At 62.5% G+C, this 21,544-nt stretch carries 25 protein-coding genes; 13 read left to right on the top strand and 12 right to left on the bottom strand.

Annotation, left to right across the window (positions count from 1 at the left end; translation table 11 throughout):
• Positions 1-87 precede the first annotated feature (87 nt).
• Positions 88-702: a LysE family translocator gene (locus tag NKJ01_RS00315; RefSeq protein ID WP_352725111.1), complete on the top strand. Its 615-nt coding sequence runs from the start codon at positions 88-90 to the stop codon at positions 700-702.
• A 56-nt stretch (positions 703-758) separates the two neighbouring features.
• Here the strand turns inward: NKJ01_RS00315 and NKJ01_RS00310 are convergent, their stop codons facing one another.
• Positions 759-1,700: a nucleoside hydrolase gene (locus NKJ01_RS00310; protein WP_352599446.1), complete on the bottom strand. Its 942-nt coding sequence runs from the start codon at positions 1,698-1,700 to the stop codon at positions 759-761.
• A 316-nt stretch (positions 1,701-2,016) separates the two neighbouring features.
• On the opposite strand from NKJ01_RS00310, the gene NKJ01_RS00305 reads away from it, so the two are divergent.
• Positions 2,017-2,442, top strand: a complete 426-nt coding sequence (locus NKJ01_RS00305) for an Hsp20 family protein (RefSeq protein WP_023760739.1) — start codon at positions 2,017-2,019, stop codon at positions 2,440-2,442.
• Between the two features lie 64 nt (positions 2,443-2,506).
• Positions 2,507-2,761, top strand: a complete 255-nt coding sequence (locus NKJ01_RS00300; RefSeq protein WP_023760740.1) for a BQ00720 family protein — start codon at positions 2,507-2,509, stop codon at positions 2,759-2,761.
• Positions 2,762-2,825: 64 nt separating this feature from the next.
• Here the strand turns inward: NKJ01_RS00300 and ptsN are convergent, their stop codons facing one another.
• The 6 genes from ptsN to lptC all read right to left on the bottom strand — a co-directional run bounded on the left by ptsN (position 2,826) and on the right by lptC (position 8,075).
• Positions 2,826-3,290, bottom strand: a complete 465-nt coding sequence (gene ptsN, locus NKJ01_RS00295) for a PTS IIA-like nitrogen regulatory protein PtsN (RefSeq protein WP_013529589.1) — start codon at positions 3,288-3,290, stop codon at positions 2,826-2,828.
• 104 nt (positions 3,291-3,394) lie between these two features.
• Positions 3,395-3,979 (bottom strand): ribosome hibernation-promoting factor, HPF/YfiA family, encoded by a 585-nt coding sequence (gene hpf, locus NKJ01_RS00290; protein WP_023760741.1) that lies wholly within the window; start codon positions 3,977-3,979, stop codon positions 3,395-3,397.
• A 265-nt stretch (positions 3,980-4,244) separates the two neighbouring features.
• Positions 4,245-5,771, bottom strand: coding sequence for an RNA polymerase factor sigma-54 (gene rpoN / locus NKJ01_RS00285; RefSeq protein ID WP_352725108.1), 1,527 nt, complete (start codon positions 5,769-5,771; stop codon positions 4,245-4,247).
• A 201-nt stretch (positions 5,772-5,972) separates the two neighbouring features.
• Positions 5,973-6,791 carry an LPS export ABC transporter ATP-binding protein gene (lptB, locus tag NKJ01_RS00280; RefSeq protein ID WP_023760743.1) on the bottom strand — a complete coding sequence of 273 codons (819 nt, stop codon included), beginning with the start codon at positions 6,789-6,791 and terminating at the stop codon, positions 5,973-5,975.
• Entirely contained in the window at positions 6,791-7,375 is a 585-nt protein-coding gene (locus NKJ01_RS00275) for an LptA/OstA family protein (protein ID WP_352599441.1), read from the bottom strand. Before NKJ01_RS00275 ends, lptB begins: the two co-directional genes overlap by 1 nt.
• Entirely contained in the window at positions 7,362-8,075 is a 714-nt protein-coding gene (lptC, locus tag NKJ01_RS00270) for an LPS export ABC transporter periplasmic protein LptC (RefSeq protein WP_023760745.1), read from the bottom strand. Before lptC ends, NKJ01_RS00275 begins: the two co-directional genes overlap by 14 nt.
• Positions 8,076-8,478: 403 nt before the next feature.
• Between lptC and sppA the strand changes: the two genes are divergently transcribed.
• The 4 genes from sppA (at position 8,479) to lhpI (ending at position 11,227) form a co-directional block, all read left to right on the top strand.
• The gene (gene sppA / locus NKJ01_RS00265; RefSeq protein ID WP_352725105.1) at positions 8,479-9,435 is read left to right on the top strand and encodes a signal peptide peptidase SppA; all 957 of its coding nucleotides are present in this window, start codon (positions 8,479-8,481) and stop codon (positions 9,433-9,435) included.
• An 82-nt stretch (positions 9,436-9,517) separates the two neighbouring features.
• On the top strand, positions 9,518-9,802 hold the full coding sequence (locus tag NKJ01_RS00260) for an integration host factor subunit beta (protein WP_006200394.1): 285 nt from the start codon (positions 9,518-9,520) through the stop codon (positions 9,800-9,802).
• Between the two features lie 56 nt (positions 9,803-9,858).
• A complete protein-coding gene (locus NKJ01_RS00255; protein WP_023760747.1) occupies positions 9,859-10,224 on the top strand; it encodes a DUF1049 domain-containing protein in 366 nt (121 codons plus the stop codon).
• Between the two features lie 37 nt (positions 10,225-10,261).
• Positions 10,262-11,227 carry a bifunctional Delta(1)-pyrroline-2-carboxylate/Delta(1)-piperideine-2-carboxylate reductase gene (gene lhpI, locus NKJ01_RS00250; protein WP_352725102.1) on the top strand — a complete coding sequence of 322 codons (966 nt, stop codon included), beginning with the start codon at positions 10,262-10,264 and terminating at the stop codon, positions 11,225-11,227.
• On the opposite strand, the gene NKJ01_RS00245 is transcribed toward lhpI, so the two are convergent.
• The 3 genes from NKJ01_RS00245 to NKJ01_RS00235 all read right to left on the bottom strand — a co-directional run bounded on the left by NKJ01_RS00245 (position 11,224) and on the right by NKJ01_RS00235 (position 12,814).
• Positions 11,224-11,661 carry an EVE domain-containing protein gene (locus NKJ01_RS00245; protein ID WP_352599433.1) on the bottom strand — a complete coding sequence of 146 codons (438 nt, stop codon included), beginning with the start codon at positions 11,659-11,661 and terminating at the stop codon, positions 11,224-11,226. The genes lhpI and NKJ01_RS00245 overlap by 4 nt on opposite strands.
• Positions 11,658-12,053 (bottom strand): VOC family protein, encoded by a 396-nt coding sequence (locus NKJ01_RS00240; RefSeq protein WP_352725100.1) that lies wholly within the window; start codon positions 12,051-12,053, stop codon positions 11,658-11,660. The genes NKJ01_RS00245 and NKJ01_RS00240 overlap by 4 nt, the downstream gene beginning before the upstream one ends.
• Before the next feature lie 74 nt (positions 12,054-12,127).
• Complete coding sequence (locus NKJ01_RS00235) at positions 12,128-12,814, bottom strand: helix-turn-helix transcriptional regulator (RefSeq protein WP_352725098.1); 687 nt, start codon at positions 12,812-12,814, stop codon at positions 12,128-12,130.
• Between the two features lie 136 nt (positions 12,815-12,950).
• Here NKJ01_RS00235 and NKJ01_RS00230 point away from each other — a divergent pair, with 136 nt between their 5' ends.
• From NKJ01_RS00230 to olsB, 6 genes are all read left to right on the top strand, one after another.
• The gene (locus NKJ01_RS00230; protein WP_352725096.1) at positions 12,951-14,042 is read left to right on the top strand and encodes an RsmD family RNA methyltransferase; all 1,092 of its coding nucleotides are present in this window, start codon (positions 12,951-12,953) and stop codon (positions 14,040-14,042) included.
• Positions 14,043-14,900, top strand: a complete 858-nt coding sequence (locus NKJ01_RS00225; protein ID WP_352725094.1) for a TrmH family RNA methyltransferase — start codon at positions 14,043-14,045, stop codon at positions 14,898-14,900. It abuts the gene before it with no gap.
• Positions 14,901-14,913: 13 nt separating this feature from the next.
• Positions 14,914-15,411, top strand: a complete 498-nt coding sequence (gene lspA / locus NKJ01_RS00220; RefSeq protein WP_352725092.1) for a signal peptidase II — start codon at positions 14,914-14,916, stop codon at positions 15,409-15,411.
• Positions 15,412-15,466: 55 nt separating this feature from the next.
• Positions 15,467-16,456 (top strand): acrylyl-CoA reductase (NADPH), encoded by a 990-nt coding sequence (gene acuI, locus NKJ01_RS00215; protein ID WP_023760754.1) that lies wholly within the window; start codon positions 15,467-15,469, stop codon positions 16,454-16,456.
• Positions 16,457-16,599: 143 nt separating this feature from the next.
• Entirely contained in the window at positions 16,600-18,885 is a 2,286-nt protein-coding gene (locus tag NKJ01_RS00210; RefSeq protein ID WP_352725089.1) for an ATP-binding protein, read from the top strand.
• Between the two features lie 181 nt (positions 18,886-19,066).
• Positions 19,067-19,942, top strand: coding sequence for a l-ornithine N(alpha)-acyltransferase (gene olsB / locus NKJ01_RS00205; RefSeq protein ID WP_502905835.1), 876 nt, complete (start codon positions 19,067-19,069; stop codon positions 19,940-19,942).
• 85 nt (positions 19,943-20,027) lie between these two features.
• On the opposite strand, the gene NKJ01_RS00200 is transcribed toward olsB, so the two are convergent.
• On the bottom strand, positions 20,028-20,660 hold the full coding sequence (locus NKJ01_RS00200; RefSeq protein WP_023760757.1) for a trimeric intracellular cation channel family protein: 633 nt from the start codon (positions 20,658-20,660) through the stop codon (positions 20,028-20,030).
• A gap of 130 nt (positions 20,661-20,790) precedes the next feature.
• The gene (gene grpE / locus NKJ01_RS00195; protein ID WP_023760758.1) at positions 20,791-21,426 is read right to left on the bottom strand and encodes a nucleotide exchange factor GrpE; all 636 of its coding nucleotides are present in this window, start codon (positions 21,424-21,426) and stop codon (positions 20,791-20,793) included.
• Between the last annotated feature and the right edge of the window lie 118 nt (positions 21,427-21,544).

Raw genomic sequence — 21,544 nt, 5'->3', positions numbered from 1 at the left:
CCGCATCGGCGGCATTCCTAGAGCATGATCCGAAAAGTGGGGACCGGTTTTCGGAAAAGATCGTGCTCCAACAAAGAGGGAAAAATCATGTCGCTCGAACTCTACGCCGCCTATGTCCTTGCTTGCATCGTCATCATCCTGGTGCCCGGTCCGACGGTCACGCTGATCATCGCCAACAGCATCCGCCATGGCACCCGCGCCGGTCTCGCCAATGTCGCCGGCACGCAAGCCGGGCTTGCCGTGATGATCGCCATCGTCGGCATCGGCCTTAACACGCTGATTTCGGGCATGGGCCACTGGTTCGAATGGGTGCGGCTGATCGGCGCCGCCTATCTGATCTGGATGGGTGTCCAGATGTTCCGCTCAAAGGGCAAGTTGAACGCTGACGGGACCGCCAAGAAGCCGCGCGGGGGCTTCTTCCTGCAGGGTCTGCTGGTGGCGCTCAGCAACCCCAAGACGCTGATTTTCTTCGGCGCCTTCTTTCCGCAGTTCATTTCGCCACAAGGCAACTATTCGCTGCAGATCGCCGTCATGGGCCTCACCGCCATGATCTTCGCGGCCATGTCGGATTCGACCTATGCGCTGGCCGCCGGCCGCGCCGGACGCCTGCTATCGGCCAGCCGCATCAAGCTCATGTCCAGGATCAGCGGCAGCTTCATGGTCGGTGGCGGCCTGTGGCTGGCGTTCTCACGGTCGAAGTAGGACCGCCTCACCTTCTCCCCTTGTGGGTCCCATAAGGGGAGAAGGCAAAGAGGGCCCTAAAGCCGCCCCAATCTCTCCACCAGCAGGGCGAAAAACCCATCATGGTCGATGTCGCGCATCACCATGGCGTTCTTCGGCCGTTTGGTGACGCCCCACCAGTCGATCACGGTCATGCCCATGGTCAGTTCCGAGGCGGTTTCCACGCTGACATTGCAGTTGCGACCCCTGAAGAGTTCAGGCTTCAGAAGATAAGCGATGACGCAGGGGTCGTGCAGGGGTCCGCCATCGGTGCCGTATTTCTCCTCGTCGAAGCGCTCGAAGAATTCCAGCATTTCCGCGGTTGCGGTGCCGACCTTTGTGCCGAGCGCACGGAAAGTCTGCGTGCGCTTGGCGGTGGTCAGCGCCTTGTGGGTGACGTCGAGCGGCATCATCACGATCGGAATGCCGGATTTAAGCACGACATCGGCGGCATGCGGATCGACATAGATGTTGAATTCGGCGGCCGGCGTGACGTTGCCCCCTTCGAAGAAGCCGCCCCCCATCAGCACGATTTCCTTGATGCGCGGTGCGATGCGCGGCTCGCGGATCAGCGCCAGCGCAATGTTGGTCAGCGGACCGAGCGGGCAAAGTGTGATCGTGCCGCTCTCTTCCTTCATCAGCGTCTCGACGATGAAATCGACCGCATACTGGTCCTGCAGCTTCATCGTCGGTTCGGGGAGTTGCGGGCCATTGAGACCGGTTTTGCCATGCACTTCCTCGGCGGTGACCAGTTCGCGCATCAGCGGCCGGATAGCGCCGGCATAGACCTTGATATCCGGGCGGCCAGCCAGCTCGCAGATCTTGCGGGCATTCTTTTCGGTAAGTTTCAGCGGCACGTTGCCGGCAACGGCGGTGATGCCGACGATCTCCAGCTCGGAGCTGCCGAGCGCCAGCAAAATGGCGACGGCATCATCCTGGCCGGGATCCGTGTCGATGATGATCTTGCGTGATTGGGGCATTTCAATTCCTTGTTTGGCGAGGCCATGGACTTTGAATGAATCTGATCGAAACATCCAAACTGCGCCGAAGCGGCCGCGAGCTGCCACGTCGAACCGCTCGACCTGGGAAGACGATCCCGGCCTGCGCGCTTCTCCCTGCATCTGCTCGCCGTTTCAAGCGCCATGCCGATCATTCCTGTGAGTCCACGACCTGGTCTTTTTGGGCGGGTCTATTGACGGCTTGAACTTGGTCGCGGGGCGGACCATATCAAGACCATCGGGAAAAATGCCATCTGGGTTTTTCCACTTGATGTCGCTCTTGAGAGGACAGTGTAACATGAGCCGAATGACGCCTTTTTCCAGCCCGCTTCTCCTTGGTTTCGACGCCATGGAAAAGACCTTGGAACGTTTGGCGAAGTCCGGTGACAGCTATCCTCCATACAACATCGAACGCCTCAGCGGCGCCGACGGCAAGACCGAAAGGTTGCGCATCACATTGGCTGTCGCCGGTTTCGCCGAAAGCGATCTCGATGTCACAACGGAGGAAAACCAGTTGGTCGTGCGAGGCCGTCAGACTGACGACACCGAGCGCGAATTTCTTCATCGCGGCATCGCCGCGCGCCAGTTCCAGCGCTGTTTCGTGCTGGCCGACGGCATGCGGGTGATCGCGGCGGAGCTGAAGAACGGCCTTTTGTCGATCGATCTCGATCGGCCGGAGTCCGAACGGCTGGTACGGAAAATAAATATATCGGTGAAAGACTAATCTTTACCGATGGCTCTCATGCGGGATGGCCTTGAGCGGCGTCCTCGCGCCAAGGAGGCTTTGAATGACCAGAACTGAAAATATCACCATGACCAATGGCGAATTCGCGCATCTCGGCGAGGGCTCGGTCGCTTATCTCAGAAAGGTCTCGAGCGACGAATTGCTCGGCCGGTTCCCTAACCTCGGCGAAATCGCGCCCGGCATGGAACTGTGGGCGCTGTTTGCTGCCAATGGTCAGCCGATCCTGCTTTCCGATGCGCGTGACCGTGCACTGGCCGGCGCCATGGAAAACGACCTGACCACGGTCGCCATTCACTGAGGTGATCCCAATCGAAACGAGCAGGGCCGTCCGTGGCGGCCCTTGCGAGGATTTCGTCCTGAGTTCAGGCCGCGTGTGAGGCCTGGGTGTCCGACAAAAGCGCGTGAATTGCCGCGGCGTCGCGTGTGCCCCTGATCTTGGCCACAGTGTCGGCGTCGCGCAGCACCCGCGCGATGCGCGACAGGGCCTTGAGATGATCGGCGCCAGCACCTTCCGGCGCCAGCAGCAGGAACACCAGGTCGACCGGCTGATCGTCGAGCGACTCGAAATCCACCGGCGTCTCCAGCCGCGCGAAAACCCCCGCGATGCGCTTCACGCCGGCCAGCTTGCCGTGCGGAATGGCGATGCCGTTGCCGACGCCGGTCGAGCCCAGCCGTTCACGCTGCAGGATGGTGTCGAACACCTCCCGTTCCGGAATGCCGGAAATCGCCGCTGCCCGTTCGGACAGCAGTTGGAGCAGCTGCTTCTTGGAGTTCGCCTTCAACGCCGGCAGTATCGCCGGGACGTTGATAAGATCGCTCAGATCCATGCTTGAAATCCCTTGTTCGCCTGCCGTCACCAGTCCCCACCCCTCGTGCGGCCGGCTCTTATCCCAGTGCGACCGTGGTCGTCACGTCCGTGCGATCCTTGTCGTCACGCTTGTGCGACCTTGGTCGTGAACGGGTCGATCCAGCCGATGTTTCCATCGGGCCGGCGATAGACGATGTTGAGATGGTCGTTTCCGGCGTTGCGGAAGACGAAGACCGGGCTGTCCTTGTTGTCGAGCTCGATGACCGCCGACGCCACCGACATGGTCTTCAGCGTCATGGTCGATTCGGCGACGATAGCCGGTGCGAAATTCTCCGGAATATCCTCGTCGTCGTCCGCAAGCGGCGCCATCACCGTGTAGGCAATGTCGGTCGGTTCGCCATTTGCGGCACCCGAACTGTGCGACTTCAGTCGCCGCTTGTAGCGCCTAAGGCGGGTCTCCAGACGATCCGCCGCGGCCTCGAAGGCCAATGTCGGATCCTGGGCATCGCCGGTAGCCTGCAGCGAAGCGCCGGAATCCAGCCGGATCATGCAATCCGCCGAATAGCGCGAGCCCGATTTGATGACCGTGACGTGACCGGCAAAGCCGCGATCGAAATATTTGCCGATCGCTTCGCCGACACGATCATTGATGCGTGTGCGGAACGCATCGCCGATATCCATGTGTTTTCCCGATATGCGCAGATTCATCTGAAAACTGACCTTCCTTGCTCAGGCTTCAAACTGGCCCGAGTTTATACTCGTGATCCGTGCGCACAAGCTTTGCGGCGTCACTCGCGCCGATTTTAAATCCGAACTTTCCGGTTGATCACAAGCCGCCTTTTGACCGTCCCGAGGCCAACGTCGTGACGGACCATCCGCATGCAGGCATCTAGCCCGTCTCATGCGGGCGGGCTTCTAGCCACTTCACCGCGGCTTGTCAATGAAGTGCTGGCCTGAGGAAAGTCGAACCGCGTCAGCGCCCGGCGCTGGCCATTGCCCGTTTCTCGCGCCGGCGCTGCACTGAGGAGGGAATATTCATTCCTTCCCGGTACTTGGCGACCGTACGCCTGGCAATATCGACACCACTCTCCCGCAGCATGTCGACGATCGCATCGTCGGAAAGTACGTCGACGGGTTTTTCCTCGTCGATCAGTTGCTTGATGCGGTCACGCACGGCTTCCGAGGAATGCGCGTCACCGCCGCCCGACGCCGCGATCGAGGCGGTGAAGAAGTAACGCAGTTCGAACACGCCGCGCGGCGTCAGCATGTATTTGTTGGCGGTGACCCGACTGACCGTCGATTCGTGCATGCCGATGGCATCGGCCACCGTGCGTAGGTTGAGCGGCTTCAACTGGCGCACGCCATGGACGAGGAAGGCATCCTGCTGACGCACGATTTCCGAGGCCACCTTAAGAATCGTCTTCGCCCGCTGGTCGAGACTGCGTGTCAGCCAGTTGGCGTTCTGCAGGCATTCGGCCAGAAAATCCTTTTCGGCCTGGTTCTTCGCCTGCGGCGAGACCTGGGCGAAATAGATATGATCGACCAGCACGCGCGGCAGCGTTTCGGCATTGAGTTCTACCGTCCAGCTGCCGTCATTGGCGGCACGCACCTCGACATCGGCGACGATCGCATCGCTGGCGCCACCCGAAAATGCCATACCGGGCCGGGGATCGAGCGCCCGGATCTCGGCCAGCATGTCGAGCAGATCCTCCTCGTCGACGCCGCAGATCCGTTTCAGCGCGTGGAAATCACGCCGCGCCAGGAGTTCGAGATTGGCGATCAGCGCCGTCATCGCCGGATCGAGCCGGTCCCGCACGGCAAGCTGCAGCGACAGGCATTCGGCAAGGTCGCGGGCAAACAGGCCGGCCGGCTCGAAGGTCTGGCACACCGCCAGTACCTTACCCACTGCGGCGGCGTCCGTACCGATACGGGCGGCGATCTCGGCCAGGTCGGCGCGCAGATAACCGGCCTCGTCGAGGCCATCGGCCAGGTCGGCGGCGATCGACCGTGCCGTCGTATCGGCAAAGGCAAGCGCGACCTGTTCGCCGACATGGTCACGCAGCGTGATCGCCGCGGCCGCCATGTCGCCGGCGTCTAAACCTTCGGATGAGGAACTCGCGCCATTGCCGGAAGCCGATTTCCATTGCGCCGTCAGGTCGGGACCGAGCCGCTCGCTGGTTCCCGGGTCGTCGGGAAACAGGTTTTCCAGGGATGTGTCGAGCTTGTCCGAAATCGCTTCGGCGCTCCACTGCATTTCCTTTTCGAACCAGTCGCCGTCGGTGGTGGCCTGCGGCTCCGCCTCGACCTTCTGCGCCTGTTCGCCGGCGGCATCGTCCTGCGGCTCGGCGCGCTCAAGCAGCGGGTTGCGCTCGATTTCCTCGTCGATGAAATGCTCGAGTTCGACATGGGTGAACTGCAGCAGCCGAATCGACTGCATCAGCTGCGGCGTCATCACCAGCGACTGTGATTGTCGTAGCTGTAGTTTGGCCGCCAATGCCATGGTTCGGTTTCAAACGCCTCGTCTACGCATCCGGACTTCCGGAGAACAATTTTTGCAGCCGGCCATTAGAAACTGGCCCGGCTTTTGCTTGTCAAGGCAATTGCTAGCAAAACCCACTTACCGGAGCGTTATCGCGGCTCAAAATCGAGGAAAAAAGCCCCGCGAGTGCGAAAAAATCGTGTCAGGAAACAAATTTCACGCTCAGAGCGTAAAACCCTCGCCGAGGTAAAGCCGCCGCACATCGGCGTTCGCAACCACTTCGTCGGCCCGACCGTGGGTCAGCACCTGGCCGGCATGGATGATATAGGCGCGGTCGATCAGGCCTAGCGTTTCGCGCACATTGTGGTCGGTGATGAGGACGCCGATGCCGCGCGCTGTCAGGTGGCGCACCAATTGCTGGATATCGGCGACGGCGATCGGATCGATACCGGCAAAAGGCTCGTCGAGCAGCATGTAGGCCGGACGGGTCGCCAGCGCACGCGCGATTTCCAGGCGCCGCCGCTCGCCGCCGGAGAGCGACATGGACGGCGACTTGCGCAGATGGCTGATGTGGAATTCCTCAAGCAACTCGTCGAGATTGCGTTCGCGCACCTTGCGGTCTTTTTCGACCACTTCCAGCACGGCGCGGATGTTCTGCTCGACATTGAGGCCGCGGAAGATCGAGGCCTCTTGCGGCAGATAGCCGATGCCGAGGCGGGCGCGACGGTACATCGGCATCGAGGTCACGTCGAAGCCATCGATCTCGATCGTGCCTTCATCCACAGGCACCAGGCCCGTGACCATGTAGAAACAGGTCGTCTTGCCGGCGCCGTTGGGCCCGAGCAGTCCGACGGCCTCGCCGGCGCGCACGCCGATGGTGACGCCGCTGACGACCTTGCGGCCCTTGTAGCTCTTGGTCAGACCCTTGGCGATCAGGGTTCCCTTGAACTTTCCCGTATCGACGGTCACCGTGGTCGGCGCCGAAAGCTTGCCGGCGGCCCGTCCCGGAAGACGCGCCGTCAGCGACGACAGGCTGGCCATCAGGGGTTCGTCGCTCCCGATTTCGGCGGCGGGGTGATCGACATCTGGACGCGTTGACCAGCGCATGGATCGACCTGAGCCAGCCCGCTTTTCATCTGCACAGTGAGCTTGCAGCCGACCAGGACGTTGTCGTTTTGCGACAGAACGACCTTTTTGCCCGAAAGCACCAGAACCTGGCTCTTCATATCGAAGCTGCCTTGATCGCCGGTCGCGACCTGCGCATCCGACTTGATGTAGACCTTGTCGGATATCTCCATGTGATCGATGTTGGCCGAACCGGTCATCGCCGCCGCGCCGGCCGCTTCCGTGCCTTTGCCGCCGGCGTTGGAATCCTTGACGTAATAGACCATCATCTTGCCGGCCTTCATCAATGTCGGCCCCTGGACGACGCTGACATTGCCGGTGAAGATGGCGACACTGTCGGCCTGACGGACTTCCAGCTTGTCGCTTTCGATCTGGATCGGTTTGTCGCCGGACAGCTTGAGACCTGATTGGCTGGTGGTCTGCGCCAATGACGGCGCCAGTCCGAGCAGCAGCAACGCTGAAGTTGCAGCCGCGAGCCGCGTCGAACTACTGAGCCGCATTGGTTTCTCCGCTGTTTCCCTCTGCCGTTTTCAAGGCGGCGGAATCGATATTGACGCGCACTTTGCTTTCGAAAACCAGAACCTTGCCATTGTCCCGGACCGACATCGAATCCGCTGTTATCCGCGAACCGCCTCGGCTGACATCGACGGGATCTCCCGTCTTCATAGTGCCTTTGCCCATGTCGAGGAAGACAGATTTGAAATTGGCCTGCATGCCGTCGCTTGTGGTGATCGTCACGTCGCTTGTCAGGTTCATCGTGTTGCCGTCACGATCGTAAGTGCCATGCGAAGCCTTGATCGCAGCGACATTGTCAGGCGCGATCGGCACCTTGGCATCGATGCCTTCCAGTTCGATGATGCCTTGCGTGCCGACATCCTGAATGGCCCGCAGCGCGGTCATCGAATAGGGCTGCTTCTGCTTGGTGAAACCGTTTAGCTTAGGATTGGCCATCACCAGCTTGCCGTTGGAAAAGGCCGTGCCTTCCGCCTGGACCGTGACGGAGACTGGTGCGGCGAGATAGGAATAGACCGGGAAAGCAATGGCGATCAGTGCAGCAGCCAGCGGCACGGCGAATTTGAGAACGCGCACGCGGCGCGAATGACGCCGCGCGCGGTCGAAAGCGTCGCCGCGCGTCCGGCCGTCCGCCGGGGGAGCCAACTCCATCTCGGCGTTGGTCGGTTCAATCGGTCGCGCTAACATTCACTGCTTTCTTCTAAACCCCTGCCCGCCCCGAGCACCGCCTATAGGTGGGACGCCGGCGCCTTCAAGCAAGCACAAGCCCACGAAAACTGCAAAAATGTGACAGCCGCTCTTGTACAGATGAAAACGAGATCCGCACAACCGCACGTTCTCCATAGCAGAAACAGACACGCGGCGTAAAATTATATCCGCCATCGGTCGCGCTGCGCGCCTCGGGGCGACTGCACAAATACGTGAGCAGAAAGGGGTGGGAGCCCGTCTAGCCGTCCTACTCGATTGCCGACGCGGGTGGCCATCTCGCCCCTGCTGAATGAATTGTCTCGCCATGCACAAAAGAGAATTGCTTCCCGATGGGAGGATCATGGTCTAAAAGCGTCTCCTCCCGCCGACTGAAAGGCTGACCATGGCACCGAGAGCCGACGACCTGATCGACCGCCGCCGCTTACGGCGCAAGCTGACATTCTGGCGCGTTGCCGCGATCGGCATCGTAGCCCTCGGGGTGATCGCGCTTTCAGCCTGGTTCTATGGCGACGATTTCGGCGGCTCGGTGGTCGACCATATCGCCAAGGTCAAGATCGAAGGCACGATTACCGAGGACGAGGAACTGATCAAGCGGCTGGAAACCATTCGCCTGTCATCGAAGGTGAAAGGCGTGATCCTGTCGATCGATTCGCCTGGCGGCACCACGGTCGGCGGTGAATCGATCTATGACGAGGTGCGCAAGCTGGCCGCCGACAAACCTGTCGTGGCCGAGGTCGGCACGCTCGCCGCATCGGCGGGCTATATGATCGCCAGTGCCGCCGATCATATCGTTGCCCGCAAGACCTCGATCGTTGGCTCGATCGGCGTCCTGATCCAATATCCCGACGTCAGCGGCCTGATGGACAAGCTCGGCGTCAAGCTGGAGGAAGTGAAATCCTCGCCGCTGAAAGCTGCGCCCTCTCCGTTCAAGGCGACCAATGACGACGAGCGCGCCATGGTCCGCAAGCTCATCCTCGACAGCTACGACTGGTTTGTCGGCATTGTTGCCGAGCGCCGCAAGATGACCCGCGAACAAGCGCTGGCACTTGCCGACGGCTCGATCTTCACCGGTCGCCAGGGTCTCGCCAACGGACTGATCGACGCCGTCGGCGGCGAGACCGAAGCCGTCAACTGGCTGGCGACCAAGGGCGTCGATGCCAAACTCGAGGTCGTCGAATGGAAAGACACCGGACGGCGGGGCGGCTTCCTATTCTCCAAGGCGATGGCGCAGACGATCGGCAGCGCGCTCGGCCTGCCGGCCTCCAGCGGCGACATCATCCATGAACTCGGCGCCGACCGCTTGTTTCTTGACGGTCTCGTTTCCGTCTGGCACCCTTGAGATGCCGCTTGGGGCAAGTGAAAAAAGCAAATAAAATCATCCTCATAATTTTGACCGCACTGCTTTCACGGGGATCCGTCTCATGATCAAGTCCGAACTTGTGCAGATTATTGCCACGCGCAATCCGCATCTTTTCCTACGCGACGTCGAAAACATCGTCGGCGCGATCTTCGATGAAATCACCGACGCCCTTGCCGAAGGCAACCGGGTCGAGCTGCGCGGCTTCGGTGCTTTTTCGGTGAAAAACCGTCCCGCCCGCACCGGCCGCAACCCGCGCACCGGCGAATCCGTCGAGGTTGAGGAGAAATGGGTGCCGTTCTTCAAGACCGGCAAGGAACTGCGTGAAAGGCTGAACGGCGGCAAGTAGGCGGGCGTCTGCGCCAGACGGCCTCTCGGAGAGGCCAGCTTCCGACGGAAAACATCATGTTCAATCGCTTCGTCCTCATCGTGATCTTCGTGCCCCTTGCGATCATCCTGATCGCACTCGCCGTTGCCAATCGCGAACTGGTTGCCTTCACGCTGGATCCGTTCAATCCCGGCAATCCGAAGCTGACGCTGACGCTGCCGCTGTTCATCTTTCTGTTCCTGGCCCTCGCCATCGGCATGATCGTTGGCAGCCTGGCAACCTGGGTCAAGCAGGGCCGCTATCGCAAGCTGGCGCGCCAGCGCGGCATCGAGGCCGAGAACCTGCGCCAGGCGGTCAGCCGCGTGCCGGCGGCGAAAGGCCCGGACCAAGGATCGGCCCAGGGATCGACCCAAGGGGCGGCATTGCCGAAGCCGACCACTTGAACCGCCCGTCGGCGGTTTTGTCCCCACGGAGTTTTTCATGCTGACCATTTCGGCCGCAGAGGTCGACCACGCGCTGAACTTTCCCGGACTGGTCGAGACGCTGCGCACGGCGTTTCGCGAGGGTGCGGTGCAGCCGGTCAGGCATCATCATACGATCGAGCGGCCCGATGGTGCGGCCTCCACCTTGCTTTTGATGCCGGCCTGGACCGATTTCAACGCGGCCGGAACGTCGGCTGGTGGTCACATCGGCGTCAAGATCGTCACCGTCTCGCCCGACAACAACACCGTCGGCAAGCCTGCGGTGATGGGACTCTACCTGCTGCTCAATGGCGCCACCGGCGAGCCCGAGGCGTTGATCGACGGGCAGCGGCTGACTCAGTGGCGCACCGCCTGCGCTTCGGCGCTCGCGGCTTCCTATCTCGCCCGCGGCGATGCCTCGCGGCTGCTTGTGGTCGGAGCGGGCGCGCTGTCGCCTTTCCTCGCCAAGGCGCATAGCGCCGTGCGGCCGATCAAATCCATCCGCATCTGGAACCGCACCCCGGCCAATGCCGAGAAGGTCGCGGCCAATCTGCGGGCCGAAGGCTTCGCCGCCAGCGCCGCCACCGATCTCGATGCCGAGCTTCAGCAGGCCGACATCGTCTCGTCGGCGACGATCACGACGACGCCGCTGATCAAGGGCACACTGTTGCGGCCGGGAACACATGTCGACCTAGTCGGCGGCTTTACGCCGACGATGCGCGAAAGCGATGATGACGCGATCGCGCTTGCCCGCGTCTTTGTCGACACCCGCGCCGGCGCCACCAAGGAGGCTGGCGACATCGTCCAGCCGCTCGCCTCCGGCGTATTGAAGCCGGAAGCCATTGTCGCCGATCTGCATGAACTCGCACGCGGCCAGAAGAAAGGCCGCGAGAGCGCTGGTGAGATCACGCTGTTCAAATCGGTCGGCGCAGCGCTCGAAGACCTTGCCGCCGGCATAGCGGTCTATGACGTGCTCAAGCCCTAGTTCGCCGATACAGCCATTTTGGCGCCCATCGCTTCGGCGATCAGCGAAAAATCATGCGCGCTGATCGGGAAGAGGCCAAACCGAAGCTGATAGCCCCAATTCGACTTCCCCGCGCTGAAGTCCAGCCTGTCGAGCAGCGGCTTGATCGGCGTCTCCTCGGCCTTTGCCCACTCGACATCGCGACGGAACGGCGTGAAGCCGCCGCCCATGTCGCCCTGATAGGGTTCGCCTTCCCGCACCGTGCCGATCGCGGTGAAAGCTTGCAAACCGTCCTTTTCGCCGAAAATGGTGGTCGGCGAATAATAGACGATGCCATCACCGGGCCGGACCCGGCGCAGCGGTGACGCCTTGCCGTGGTTGACCTGCATGAAGCCGACCTGGCGGCCGCGCCTGACATGTTCAGCCGAGGCTACGGCGATCCAGTATGCTCTCATTTCTGTCCTCCATTGGCCTGTTCCCCGTCGGACAGCCAGCAGACGCGCAGCCGATGATTATCGGGATCGAGCGCAACGAAGGTGCGGCCGAAATCCATGTCGGTCGGCGTCTGCAGGATCTTCAGCCCGCGACCGGACCAGTCGGCATGGGCGGCATCGACCGCGTCGGATGTATCCAGCGCAAAGACGAGCTCGGCGCCGCCACCTGCCGCGGCCGCTGCCGGTTCGACTGTGTGGCGCGACCAGAGGCCGAGCTTAAAACCCGCATCGAGCACGAACAGCACGAAAGTGGGCGAACTTTCGACCGGCTCGCGGCCGAGCAGCGCACTGTAGAAGGCGCCGCTCTGCTGCGGCTGGTCGACATAGAGGATGACGAAATTCGGGGTGGTCATGTCCGTTCTCCAAGGTTCAGGGTTTCGATCTGCCGAACATAGGATGCCATACTGTCAGTTTCTGGCAGTAGCCGTCATGGACCGCGCGATTTGTCGAGCGTCGCCCGCCATTCCTTGAGCAGCACTTGGCGGCGCGGATAGCGCAAGTCTGTTGCCTGAAGTGCTTCGATGCGATCGGCGCGAAAATGCCGGAAATCCTGGCGCATCTCACACCATGCCACCACCACCCGCACCTTGTCGAAGAAGCCAAGGGCAAACGGCCAGACCACGCGCTCGGACGCGGCGCCGGCCGCGTCGCGGTAGAGGAAGCCGAGCTTGCGCTCGTTGCGGATGGCCTGCCGCACGATACCGAGATCGATGCCCTCGACGGCCGCGGCCGGAGGCCCGACCAACAACGTGCTCGCGTCGAGATCCTCGCGCAGATCGTCCGGCAGCACGGCGGCGATCTTGGCCAGCGCGTTGGCGGCAGCAGCCGAGAGACGCTGGTCCGGCTGCTTGGCGACCCAGCGCGAGCCAAGCACGATGGCTTCGATCTCCTCGTCGCTGAACATCAGCGGCGGCAGCATGAAGCCTGGCTTGAGCACATAGCCCAGCCCCGCCTCCCCCTCGATCGGCGCACCCTGGCCCTGCAGCGTCGCGATGTCGCGGTAGAGCGTGCGGATCGAAATCCCGAGCTCATCGGCCAGAGCCTGCCCGCTCACCGGCCGGCGGTGCCGGCGCAGCGTCTGGATCAGGTCGAGCAGGCGTTCGGAGCGGGACATCCGGCAGATTTGCCTGTTTCTTTGACTTTGGTCCATCGCCGGCCGACATAAACTGAAGAGGCTGGCGCGTCGGACTTGGTTGCGAAGCGGGTTGCCCTATGTCAAAAGCGGCCACGCCGCTCGGAGTTGCTCCTGCTTGAAGTCTTTTCGCGACAAACGCCGCGACAACCGTCCGCATCCATCCGCGAAGGGTGCGGCGGAGGTGTCACGTCCGCGTACCGGCCAGGTTCCTGCCGGACCGGACGCCCAGCCGCGCCAACAGCATGAGGCGAAAGCGGGCAACCGGTCCGAGCCGAAATCGGCGCCACGCGTCCTTGCCCGCCGCGCCGGCACCTTGCCCGCTGAGCATCTTCCGGTGATCCTCGAAGTGGCGCCCAATGCCGATTATGCGCTGCTCGACAGTGGCGCCGGCCAAAAGCTCGAACAATACGGCCCTTACCGGATCGTGCGGCCTGAAGGTCAGGCAATCTGGCAAAAGGCCATGCCGGCAAAAGACTGGGAGCGCGCCGACGCCGTCTTCACCGGTGACGTCGACGAGGAAGGCATCGGCCGCTGGCGCTTCCCTAAGATGCCGCTCGGCGAGACCTGGCCGATGAAACATGACGGCACCGACTATCTCGGCCGTTTCACCTCGTTTCGCCATGTCGGCGTCTTTCCCGAGCAGGCTTCTCACTGGGACCACATGGCCGGGCTGATCGCGGCTGCGAAGCGGCCGGTCAAGGTGCTGAACCTATTCGGCTATACGGGTCTTGCCTCGCTGGTTGCGGCTCGTGCCGGCGCCGAGGTCACCCATGTCGATGCCTCGAAGAAGGCGATCGGCTGGGCTCGCGAAAACCAGGAGATGGCGGGCCTCGGCAGCAAGCCGATACGCTGGATCGTCGACGACGCGGTGAAATTCGCCGAGCGCGAGGAGCGTCGCGGCAGCCGCTACGACATCATCCTGTTCGATCCACCGGCCTATGGCCGCGGTCCCAAGGGCGAGGTCTGGCAATTGTTCGAGGATTTGCCTGATTTGACCGACCTATGCCGCGCGATCTTGACCCCGAAGCCGCTTGCCGTTGTGCTGACCGCCTATTCGATCCGCGCCTCCTTCTTCGCCATCCATGCCCTGATGCGCGACACCTTTGCCGGCATGGGCGGCAAGGTCGAATCGGGTGAGCTGATCATCCGCGAAAAATCCGCCGGCCGGGCGCTTTCGACCTCATTGTTTTCGCGTTGGGTGGCCTGAATGAACGAGCGGCATGCAGGCGCACCCGGGCAGGTGAAGGAAGTCACCAGCCTCGCCAATCCGCTGGTCAAGGACATCAAGGCGCTCGCGCAGAAGAAATTCCGCGACCAGCAGAACGCCTTCATGGCCGAGGGACTGAAGCTGGTTATCGATGCGCTCGATCTCGGCTGGCAGATCAGGACATTGGTTTTCGCCAAGGCCGGGCGTGGCAACGCGGCGGTGGAGAAGGTCGCCGCTCGCACGGTTGCCGCCGGCGGCATGGTGCTCGAAGTGTCGGAAAAGGTGCTGGTCGCCATCACCCGTCGCGACAATCCGCAAATGGTAGTCGGCGTCTTTTCGCAAAAATTCCTGGCCCTGCAGGATGTCCGCGCCGACAATGGCGATGTCTGGGTGGCGCTCGACCGGGTGCGCGATCCCGGCAATCTCGGCACCGTCATCCGCACCATCGATGCCGTCGGAGCCAAGGGCGTCATCCTGGTCGGCGACACCACCGATCCTTTTTCCGTGGAGACGGTGCGCGCCACCATGGGTTCGATCTTTGCCGTGCCGGTGGCCAAAGCGACGACCGAGGCTTTCCTCGCCTGGCGAGGCGGCTTTTCAGGCCTCGTCGCCGGCACCCACCTGAAGGGCGCGGTCGACTACCGCTCGGTCGATTTTTCCCGCGGGCCCGTGCTGCTGATGATGGGCAACGAGCAGCAGGGGCTGCCCGAAAGCCTGGCTGCGAGTTGCGACAGGCTGCTCAGAATTCCGCAAGCGGGCCGTGCCGATTCGCTTAACCTGGCCGTTGCCACCGGCGTCATGCTGTTCGAGATCCGGCGCGGCGCACTGAAGCTCGAACCAATCGTGGACCAGCAATGAAAGTTGCCCACCCGTGAGATCATGGTCTCCCTACGCGTTGTTCGTCGTCGCGGCCATAGCGCTCGACCAATGGGTAAAACACCTGGTCGAGACCGGTCTCGCCTTTCAGGAAAAGCTCGACCTGGTGCCCTTCCTGGCGCTGTTTCGCACCTACAACACCGGCATCGCCTTCTCGATGTTCTCGTCCTTCGGCGACACCGGGCTGATCGTCATTTCGCTTGCGGTCGTCGCATTCGTGCTGTTCCTGGCGACGCGGATCGCGCCGTCCCAGATCCTTGCCCGTGCCGGCTTTGCGCTGATCGTCGGCGGCGCCCTCGGCAATCTGATCGACCGCGCCGTCTACGGTCACGTCATCGACTACGTCCTGTTCCACACGCCGGTCTGGTCCTTCGCCGTCTTCAATCTTGCCGACGCCTTCATCTCGGTCGGCGCGGCACTGGTCGTCTTCGACGAACTGTTCGGCTGGCGGCGCGAGCCAAAGCCTTCAAACGCCAAGTCTTCCAAAGATTGACCTCACGCGGCCGGCGCCGCACAGTTCATGTCGCCAAGCAGACGCGGAGAAAGAGATGTCCGAAACCTTCAAAGCCATCGTCGTTTCGCGTGACGCCGAGAAAAAGCAGTCGGTCACCGTGACCGATCTCACCGAAGCTGACCTGATGGAAGGTGATGTCACCATCGCGGTCGAGGCGACGACCGTGAACTACAAGGATGGCCTGGCGATCACAGGCAAAGCGCCGGTGATCCGCCGCTGGCCGCTGGTGCCGGGCATCGATTTCGCCGGCACCGTCATCTCGTCCTCTCATCCCGACTGGCGCGCTGGAGACAAGGCCATCCTGAACGGCTGGGGCGTCGGTGAAACCCATTTCGGTGCCTATGCCGGTCGCGCCCGTGTAAAGGGTGACTGGCTGGTGCCGCTGCCGCAAGGCATCAGCCCTCATGACGCGATGGCCGTCGGCACTGCCGGCTACACCGCCATGCTCTGCGTCATGGCGCTGGAGCGGCACGGCATTCTGCCCGATCGCGGCCCTGTGGTGGTGACGGGCGCGGCCGGCGGCGTCGGCTCGGTCGCGGTCTCGATCCTGTCCAGTCTCGGCTATCATGTCATTGCTTCCACCGGCCGCAATGCCGAAAGCCCCTATTTGATCAACCTTGGCGCTGCCGAAGTAATATCGCGCGAGGAGCTTGCCCAGCCGGCAAAGCCGCTGGCCAAGGAGCGCTGGGCTGGTGGCGTCGACGCCGTCGGCAGCCACACGCTGGCCAATGTGCTTTCGATGACATCCTATGGCGGTGCGGTCGCCGCCTGCGGCCTGGCCGGCGGCATGGACCTGCCGACCAGCGTCGCCCCCTTCATCCTGCGTGGCGTCTCGCTGCTCGGCATCGATTCAGTAATGGCGCCGAAGGTCGTCCGCCTCGAAGCATGGCGGCGCATCGGCACCGACCTCGATCTGCAGAAGCTCGCCAGCCTGTCCAGGACCATCGGGTTCGACGGCATCATCGATGCCGCGCGCGATATCGTTGACGGCAAGATCCGCGGCCGCGTCGTCGTGGACATGTGAACCGCACGAATGCCGGAGAAAGGCGGACGGAATTGCCGCGCCTGATGGCAAATCCGCCGCAGCCGCTGCAAAATGGGCCCATCCGCTAAAATTCGAACGATCCGCCGCAATTTTCCATAATCTCTGTCTGGCAAGGATTTCGCATGATCGCGGAATCCGGCAGCCAAGAGGCGGACACTGACAACGACGCCGATGCAGTGCAGACGTCGGCGCGGCGCTTTTTAGCCGCGCCACCCCTGATGCCAGAGCCGGGGCCCCCCAGACGCGAGGGGCTTCCGCTCCTGGCCTTCGTCGCCATCATCGTGCTGGCAGGCCTGGCGCATCTGACCGGAGCACCAATCTTCATCAGCGTCGCATTGCTGGCAACCGGCCTTGCCGGCATTGGCTTGCATCTGCACTCGATGCGGAGCGAACACCGCACCGCTGCCCTTCTTGACGAAACCACCGCCCGCAGCCGCGCCGAGATCGAGACGCTGGCCGATCGCATGTGGGAAATGCAGGAGAGCGATGAGCGCTTTCGCGGCCTGATCGATGCGCTCGGCGACCTCGTCATTCATCGCAACCGCGACGGCTACATCGTCTATGCCAATAGGGTCTTCGCCGATCTCGTCGAAACCGATCAGCGCGACCTTGCAGGCAAGACCCTGGCGGAACTCGGCATCGAGGTCGGCATCGTCCCTGATGCCGCCTTTTCCGATCATGAATGCCTGAGTTCCACCGATGTCGCCATCAATACGCCCAGCGGCCCGCGTTGGTTTTCGTGGATCGAACTATCGGTGCGCGACAAGGACAGCGGCGCCGTTTCGCATCGCGCCATCGCCCGCGACATCACCGCCCGCAAACGCGCCGAATCCTCGCTGATCACCGCACGCGAACGGGCCGAATACGCCAGCCAGGCCAAATCGCGCTTCCTCGCCACCGTCAGCCATGAAATTCGCACGCCGATGAACGGCATCATGGGCATGGCCAGGCTGCTGGCGGACACCAGCCTGTCGCCGGAGCAGCAGACCTATGTCGGCGCCGTCTCGACCTCAGCCAGCGCATTGCTTGCCCTGATCGAGGATCTTCTCGACTACTCCAAGATCGAAGCCGGGCGCTTCGACCCGGAGCCGCAGCCGATGTCGGTGCGCGAGATCGCCGACAACATCATCGAATTGCTGGCCGCGCGCGCCTTCGCCAAGGATATCGGGCTGGGCTGCTATGTCGAACCCGACGTGCCGCAGTTGATCACTGCCGATCCGGGCAGGGTCAGGCAGGTGCTGCTCAACCTTATCGGCAACGCCATCAAGTTTACCGACAGCGGCGGCGTGTTGGTGAGCGTTGCGCGTGTGCGCACCGAAACCACCGACCGCATTTGCTTCACCATCGCCGATACCGGTCCGGGCCTGCACGATGAGGATCTGGACCGCATTTTCGAGGAGTTCGAGCAAGCCGACGGCACGTCGACGCGTGCGCATGGCGGGGCCGGTCTTGGCCTTGCCATCTCCAAACGCCTAGTGGCCGCCATGGGCGGCACGATCTCGGTGTCCAGCCGGATCGGCCAGGGATCCGAGTTCGTCTTCGAGATCCCGGCGATAGCAGCCACCGAGGCACAGCAGGGCCGCCAAAACGCGCTTTCGGGCAGGCGCGCGGTGATCCTTTCGAAAAACGCTGTCGAGGCTGATGCCATCGCCCGCACCATCCGCGCCAATGGCGGCGCGGTCGACCTCGCCACCACCGCCGCGCAGGCCGCACCCTTCGCCGCCGGCTGCGATGCGCTTCTGGTCGATGCGGCCATGGAAGAAAGCGACGGAAGGCTGCTCAAGCGCCTGCGCTTGAGCGGTTTTTCCCACTGCGAGGCCATCACGCTGATCGCGCCGACCGACCGCGGCATGCTCGGCGAGTTCCGCGCCAGCGGCTACGCAACTTTCCTGGCCAGGCCGGTGCGTGGCGGAACGCTTCTGCGGGTGCTGTTGAGCAGCCATGCCCCAAGCCTCACCCAGCCGCAGCTGGAAAAGCGTGGCGGGCCGACACTTCGCACCGTCAGCAACCGACAGAGGGGCCTGTCGGTGCTGATCGCCGAGGACAATGACATCAACGCCATGCTGGCCCGCGCCACGCTGTTGAAGGCCGGGCATCGCGTCAAAGTGGTCGGCAATGGCAAGGCCGCCGTCGAGGCTGTCACGGGCGCCGGGCACAACCACCGCTTCGACGTGGTTCTGATGGACCTGCACATGCCGGTCATGGACGGACTGGACGCGATTGCCGCCATCCGCCGCCATGAGGAAGAAACCGCAATGTCGCCGGTGCCGATCATGGTACTGTCGGCCGACAGCCAGGAAAAGACCCGCCATGCGGTGTTGGCTCATGGCGCCAGCGGCTTTGTCACCAAGCCGCTCGACCCTGAGGCGTTGGTCAATGCCGTCGAGGGACAGGTCGTCGCAGCCTGAGTTTTTCACCGTCCAATCCGCGCCACGCGCTCAGGTAACGCAGTCGGTTGATCGCATTCGCCAGCCGACGAAGTATTGCCCGCAAGGTCGCATCACGGTACTGTCACAATCCTGTTGCACCTACACCGTATCCCCGTGCCAAGAGGGATGGCTCGAAGGAGAATCACTCGTGCATACAGTTATGCCGGAATGTGACACTCGGCCGAACGCCAGCAGCGCGCTGCTTGCCGGACGTAACGCCGATTGCGTCATGAAGGGCGCAGCACTGGGCCGTATAGGTAATCTTGAAGTGCGACTCGCTCGCAACGAAGCCGAGATCGCGGCCGCGCAGGAAGTGCGCTACCGGGTGTTCTACGACGAACTTGGCGCCAGAAAAGACCTGTTCCAGACCCATGACCGCCGTGATGCCGACCGGTTCGACCCGCTCTGCGACCATCTGCTGGTTTTGGACACCACGCTTTCCGGCCCCGAACATCGCCGCATCGTCGGCACCTATCGGCTGCTGCGGCAAGAAATCGCGGCCACCGCCGGAGGGTTCTATTCGGAAGGTGAATTCGAGCTGACCAAGCTCATCGCCCGTCACCCCGGCCAGCGTTTTCTCGAACTCGGCCGCTCCTGCGTTTTGCCGGAATACCGTTCGAAGCGCACTATCGAGGCATTGTGGCAAGGCATCTGGGCTTACATCAACCACTACGAAATCGGTGTGATGACCGGTTGTGCTTCCTTCCACGGCACGGTGCCGGCGGCGCATGCCGAGGCACTCACCTACCTCGCCCACCACTGCCGGACGAATTCGGCCTGGGATGTGCGCGCGGTGTCCGCGCGTTACTGCTCGATGGACCTGATGCCGATCGAGGCGGTCAACACCAAGGCGGCAATCGCGGCAATGCCGCCCTTGGTCAAGGGCTATCTGCGCGTTGGCGCCCGCATCGGCGATGGCTGCGTCATCGACCGCGAATTCTCGACGGTCGACGTCTTCGTCGTGATGCCGGTCAAGGAAATCGGCGCCCGCTACGTCAACTATTATGGCGGGGAAGCCCAGCGCTTCGCAGCGTGATGGCGAATAGCGAATAGCGAGAACTACGCCGCAATCCTGCGGGCTGCTATCCCTAATCGCTACTCCCTATTCGCTATTCGCTCCTTCACGGAATATCTTCCGGGCGCCGGCCGGGTCGGCTCTTGTAGGACGGAAACGACCAGCCGAATTTGAGCGCGCCGCCACGCACAAGGAACGCCGCAGCAAAACCGGCGAGGTCCGAAGTGAGCGGCGGCAGCCCGGCAAGATCGCCAAGTGTATAGAGGCCGGCACCGGCAAGGGCTGCTGTGACGTAGATTTCGGGCCTGAGCAGCACCGATGGCTCGCCGGCCAGGAGATCGCGCAGAATGCCGCCGGAGGTGGCTGTGAGCACGCCGGTGATGACGGAGACGACCGGCGAACCGGTAATCGCCAGTCCCTTGGCGGCGCCCATCACCGAAAAGGCGGCGAGCCCGATGGCGTCGAGCCAGAGCAGCCATTTCCAGCGCGATTCGACGCGATGCGCGCCGAAGAAGACCAGCGCGGCAACCACGGCGCAGATCAGCACATAGCTGGAGTTGGCGACCCAGAAAACCGGCAGGTTGAGGATGACGTCGCGAAGCGTGCCGCCGCCTATCCCGGTGACGCTGGCCAGGAACAGGAAACCGATGATGTCGAGTTGTTTGCGCGAAGCCGCAAGTGCCCCGGTCGCGGCGAAGACGGCGACACCGGCATAGTCGAGAAGCGCGATGGGGTTCATGAAGCGAACAATGAAAGAGTGAGTAGCGAATAGCGAGTAGCGAATAGCGAGTAGCGAATAGCACGAAGCCGCGCAGCAACTCTTGCGTATTTCCTATTCGCTACTCGCTACTCCCTATTCGCTTGTCCGTTCAGGCGTCTTTCTCAGCCTGCTCGTTCACCGGTCCCGGCTCGACCGGCGCTTCAGCGGCGGCAAACTTCGGACCGCCCTTGGCGACGCCGACCATGGCCGGGCGCAGAACCCGCTCGCCGATCGAATAGCCCGGCTGCACGACCTGGACCACGGTGTTGGCCGGAACATCCGGATTGGGCACTTCAAACATCGCCTGATGGAAATTGGGATCGAACTTCTCGCCTTCAGGGGCGAGCTTCTTGACCCCGTGCCGTTCCAGCGCCGACAGCATGGCGCGCTCGGTCAAGTCGACGCCTTCGATCAACGCCTTGAAGCCGGCGTCACCCGAGGCCTTGGCCTCGGCCGGAATCGCGTCCAGCGCACGGCGCAGATTGTCAGAGACCGACAGCATGTCGCGGGCGAAATTCGCAACCGCATAGGTGCGCGCATCGTGCACGTCGCGCGCCGTGCGTCGACGCAGGTTTTCCATTTCGGCCGCCACGCGCAGTGCGCGGTCCTTCAATTCTTCATTTTCCTTCAGCAGCCGCACAAGGGCTTCATAGTCGCCGTCGATGCTGCCTTCCGTGCGCTCGGCATTGGCCTCGGTCGCCTCGACTTCATCGGGCGCGCGTTCGTCTTTTGCCTGGTCGCTCATCGCCATTTCCCGTCAATCTCGAATGATATGGATTTTGAGCCCGATATCGAGGTTTGGCGGCCAAAAATCAAGGGGTAAGCGATTGTGGACGTCGTCGGCCAAGCCCGCACAATGACCC

It is taken from the genome of Mesorhizobium sp. M0276, assembly GCF_040321755.1.
Taxonomy (GTDB): Bacteria; Pseudomonadota; Alphaproteobacteria; order Rhizobiales; family Rhizobiaceae; genus Mesorhizobium.
The sequence above is the reverse complement of the archived record's forward strand: the minus strand, read 5'-3'. Positions and strand labels throughout refer to the sequence as shown.

Bases quoted from the DNA above. Each gene is read 5' to 3' on its own strand.
- NKJ01_RS00240 (WP_352725100.1), bottom strand. From the start codon at position 12,053: ATGACCACCCCGAATTTCGTCATCCTCTATGTCGACCAGCCGCAGCAG.
- NKJ01_RS00235 (WP_352725098.1), bottom strand. From the start codon at position 12,814: ATGTCCCGCTCCGAACGCCTGCTCGACCTGATCCAGACGCTGCGCCGG.
- acuI (WP_023760754.1), top strand. From the start codon at position 15,467: ATGTCCGAAACCTTCAAAGCCATCGTCGTTTCGCGTGACGCCGAGAAA.
- grpE (WP_023760758.1), bottom strand. From the start codon at position 21,426: ATGAGCGACCAGGCAAAAGACGAACGCGCGCCCGATGAAGTCGAGGCG.
- rpoN (WP_352725108.1), bottom strand. From the start codon at position 5,771: ATGGCATTGGCGGCCAAACTACAGCTACGACAATCACAGTCGCTGGTG.
- ptsN (WP_013529589.1), bottom strand. From the start codon at position 3,290: ATGGATCTGAGCGATCTTATCAACGTCCCGGCGATACTGCCGGCGTTG.
- NKJ01_RS00200 (WP_023760757.1), bottom strand. From the start codon at position 20,660: ATGAACCCCATCGCGCTTCTCGACTATGCCGGTGTCGCCGTCTTCGCC.
- NKJ01_RS00210 (WP_352725089.1), top strand. From the start codon at position 16,600: ATGATCGCGGAATCCGGCAGCCAAGAGGCGGACACTGACAACGACGCC.
- NKJ01_RS00245 (WP_352599433.1), bottom strand. From the start codon at position 11,661: ATGAGAGCATACTGGATCGCCGTAGCCTCGGCTGAACATGTCAGGCGC.
- NKJ01_RS00315 (WP_352725111.1), top strand. From the start codon at position 88: ATGTCGCTCGAACTCTACGCCGCCTATGTCCTTGCTTGCATCGTCATC.
- sppA (WP_352725105.1), top strand. From the start codon at position 8,479: ATGGCACCGAGAGCCGACGACCTGATCGACCGCCGCCGCTTACGGCGC.
- lptC (WP_023760745.1), bottom strand. From the start codon at position 8,075: ATGTTAGCGCGACCGATTGAACCGACCAACGCCGAGATGGAGTTGGCT.
- NKJ01_RS00310 (WP_352599446.1), bottom strand. From the start codon at position 1,700: ATGCCCCAATCACGCAAGATCATCATCGACACGGATCCCGGCCAGGAT.
- lhpI (WP_352725102.1), top strand. From the start codon at position 10,262: ATGCTGACCATTTCGGCCGCAGAGGTCGACCACGCGCTGAACTTTCCC.
- NKJ01_RS00275 (WP_352599441.1), bottom strand. From the start codon at position 7,375: ATGCGGCTCAGTAGTTCGACGCGGCTCGCGGCTGCAACTTCAGCGTTG.
- NKJ01_RS00300 (WP_023760740.1), top strand. From the start codon at position 2,507: ATGACCAGAACTGAAAATATCACCATGACCAATGGCGAATTCGCGCAT.
- NKJ01_RS00260 (WP_006200394.1), top strand. From the start codon at position 9,518: ATGATCAAGTCCGAACTTGTGCAGATTATTGCCACGCGCAATCCGCAT.
- NKJ01_RS00305 (WP_023760739.1), top strand. From the start codon at position 2,017: ATGAGCCGAATGACGCCTTTTTCCAGCCCGCTTCTCCTTGGTTTCGAC.
- lptB (WP_023760743.1), bottom strand. From the start codon at position 6,791: ATGGCCAGCCTGTCGTCGCTGACGGCGCGTCTTCCGGGACGGGCCGCC.
- NKJ01_RS00255 (WP_023760747.1), top strand. From the start codon at position 9,859: ATGTTCAATCGCTTCGTCCTCATCGTGATCTTCGTGCCCCTTGCGATC.
- NKJ01_RS00225 (WP_352725094.1), top strand. From the start codon at position 14,043: ATGAACGAGCGGCATGCAGGCGCACCCGGGCAGGTGAAGGAAGTCACC.
- hpf (WP_023760741.1), bottom strand. From the start codon at position 3,979: ATGAATCTGCGCATATCGGGAAAACACATGGATATCGGCGATGCGTTC.
- olsB (WP_502905835.1), top strand. From the start codon at position 19,067: ATGCCGGAATGTGACACTCGGCCGAACGCCAGCAGCGCGCTGCTTGCC.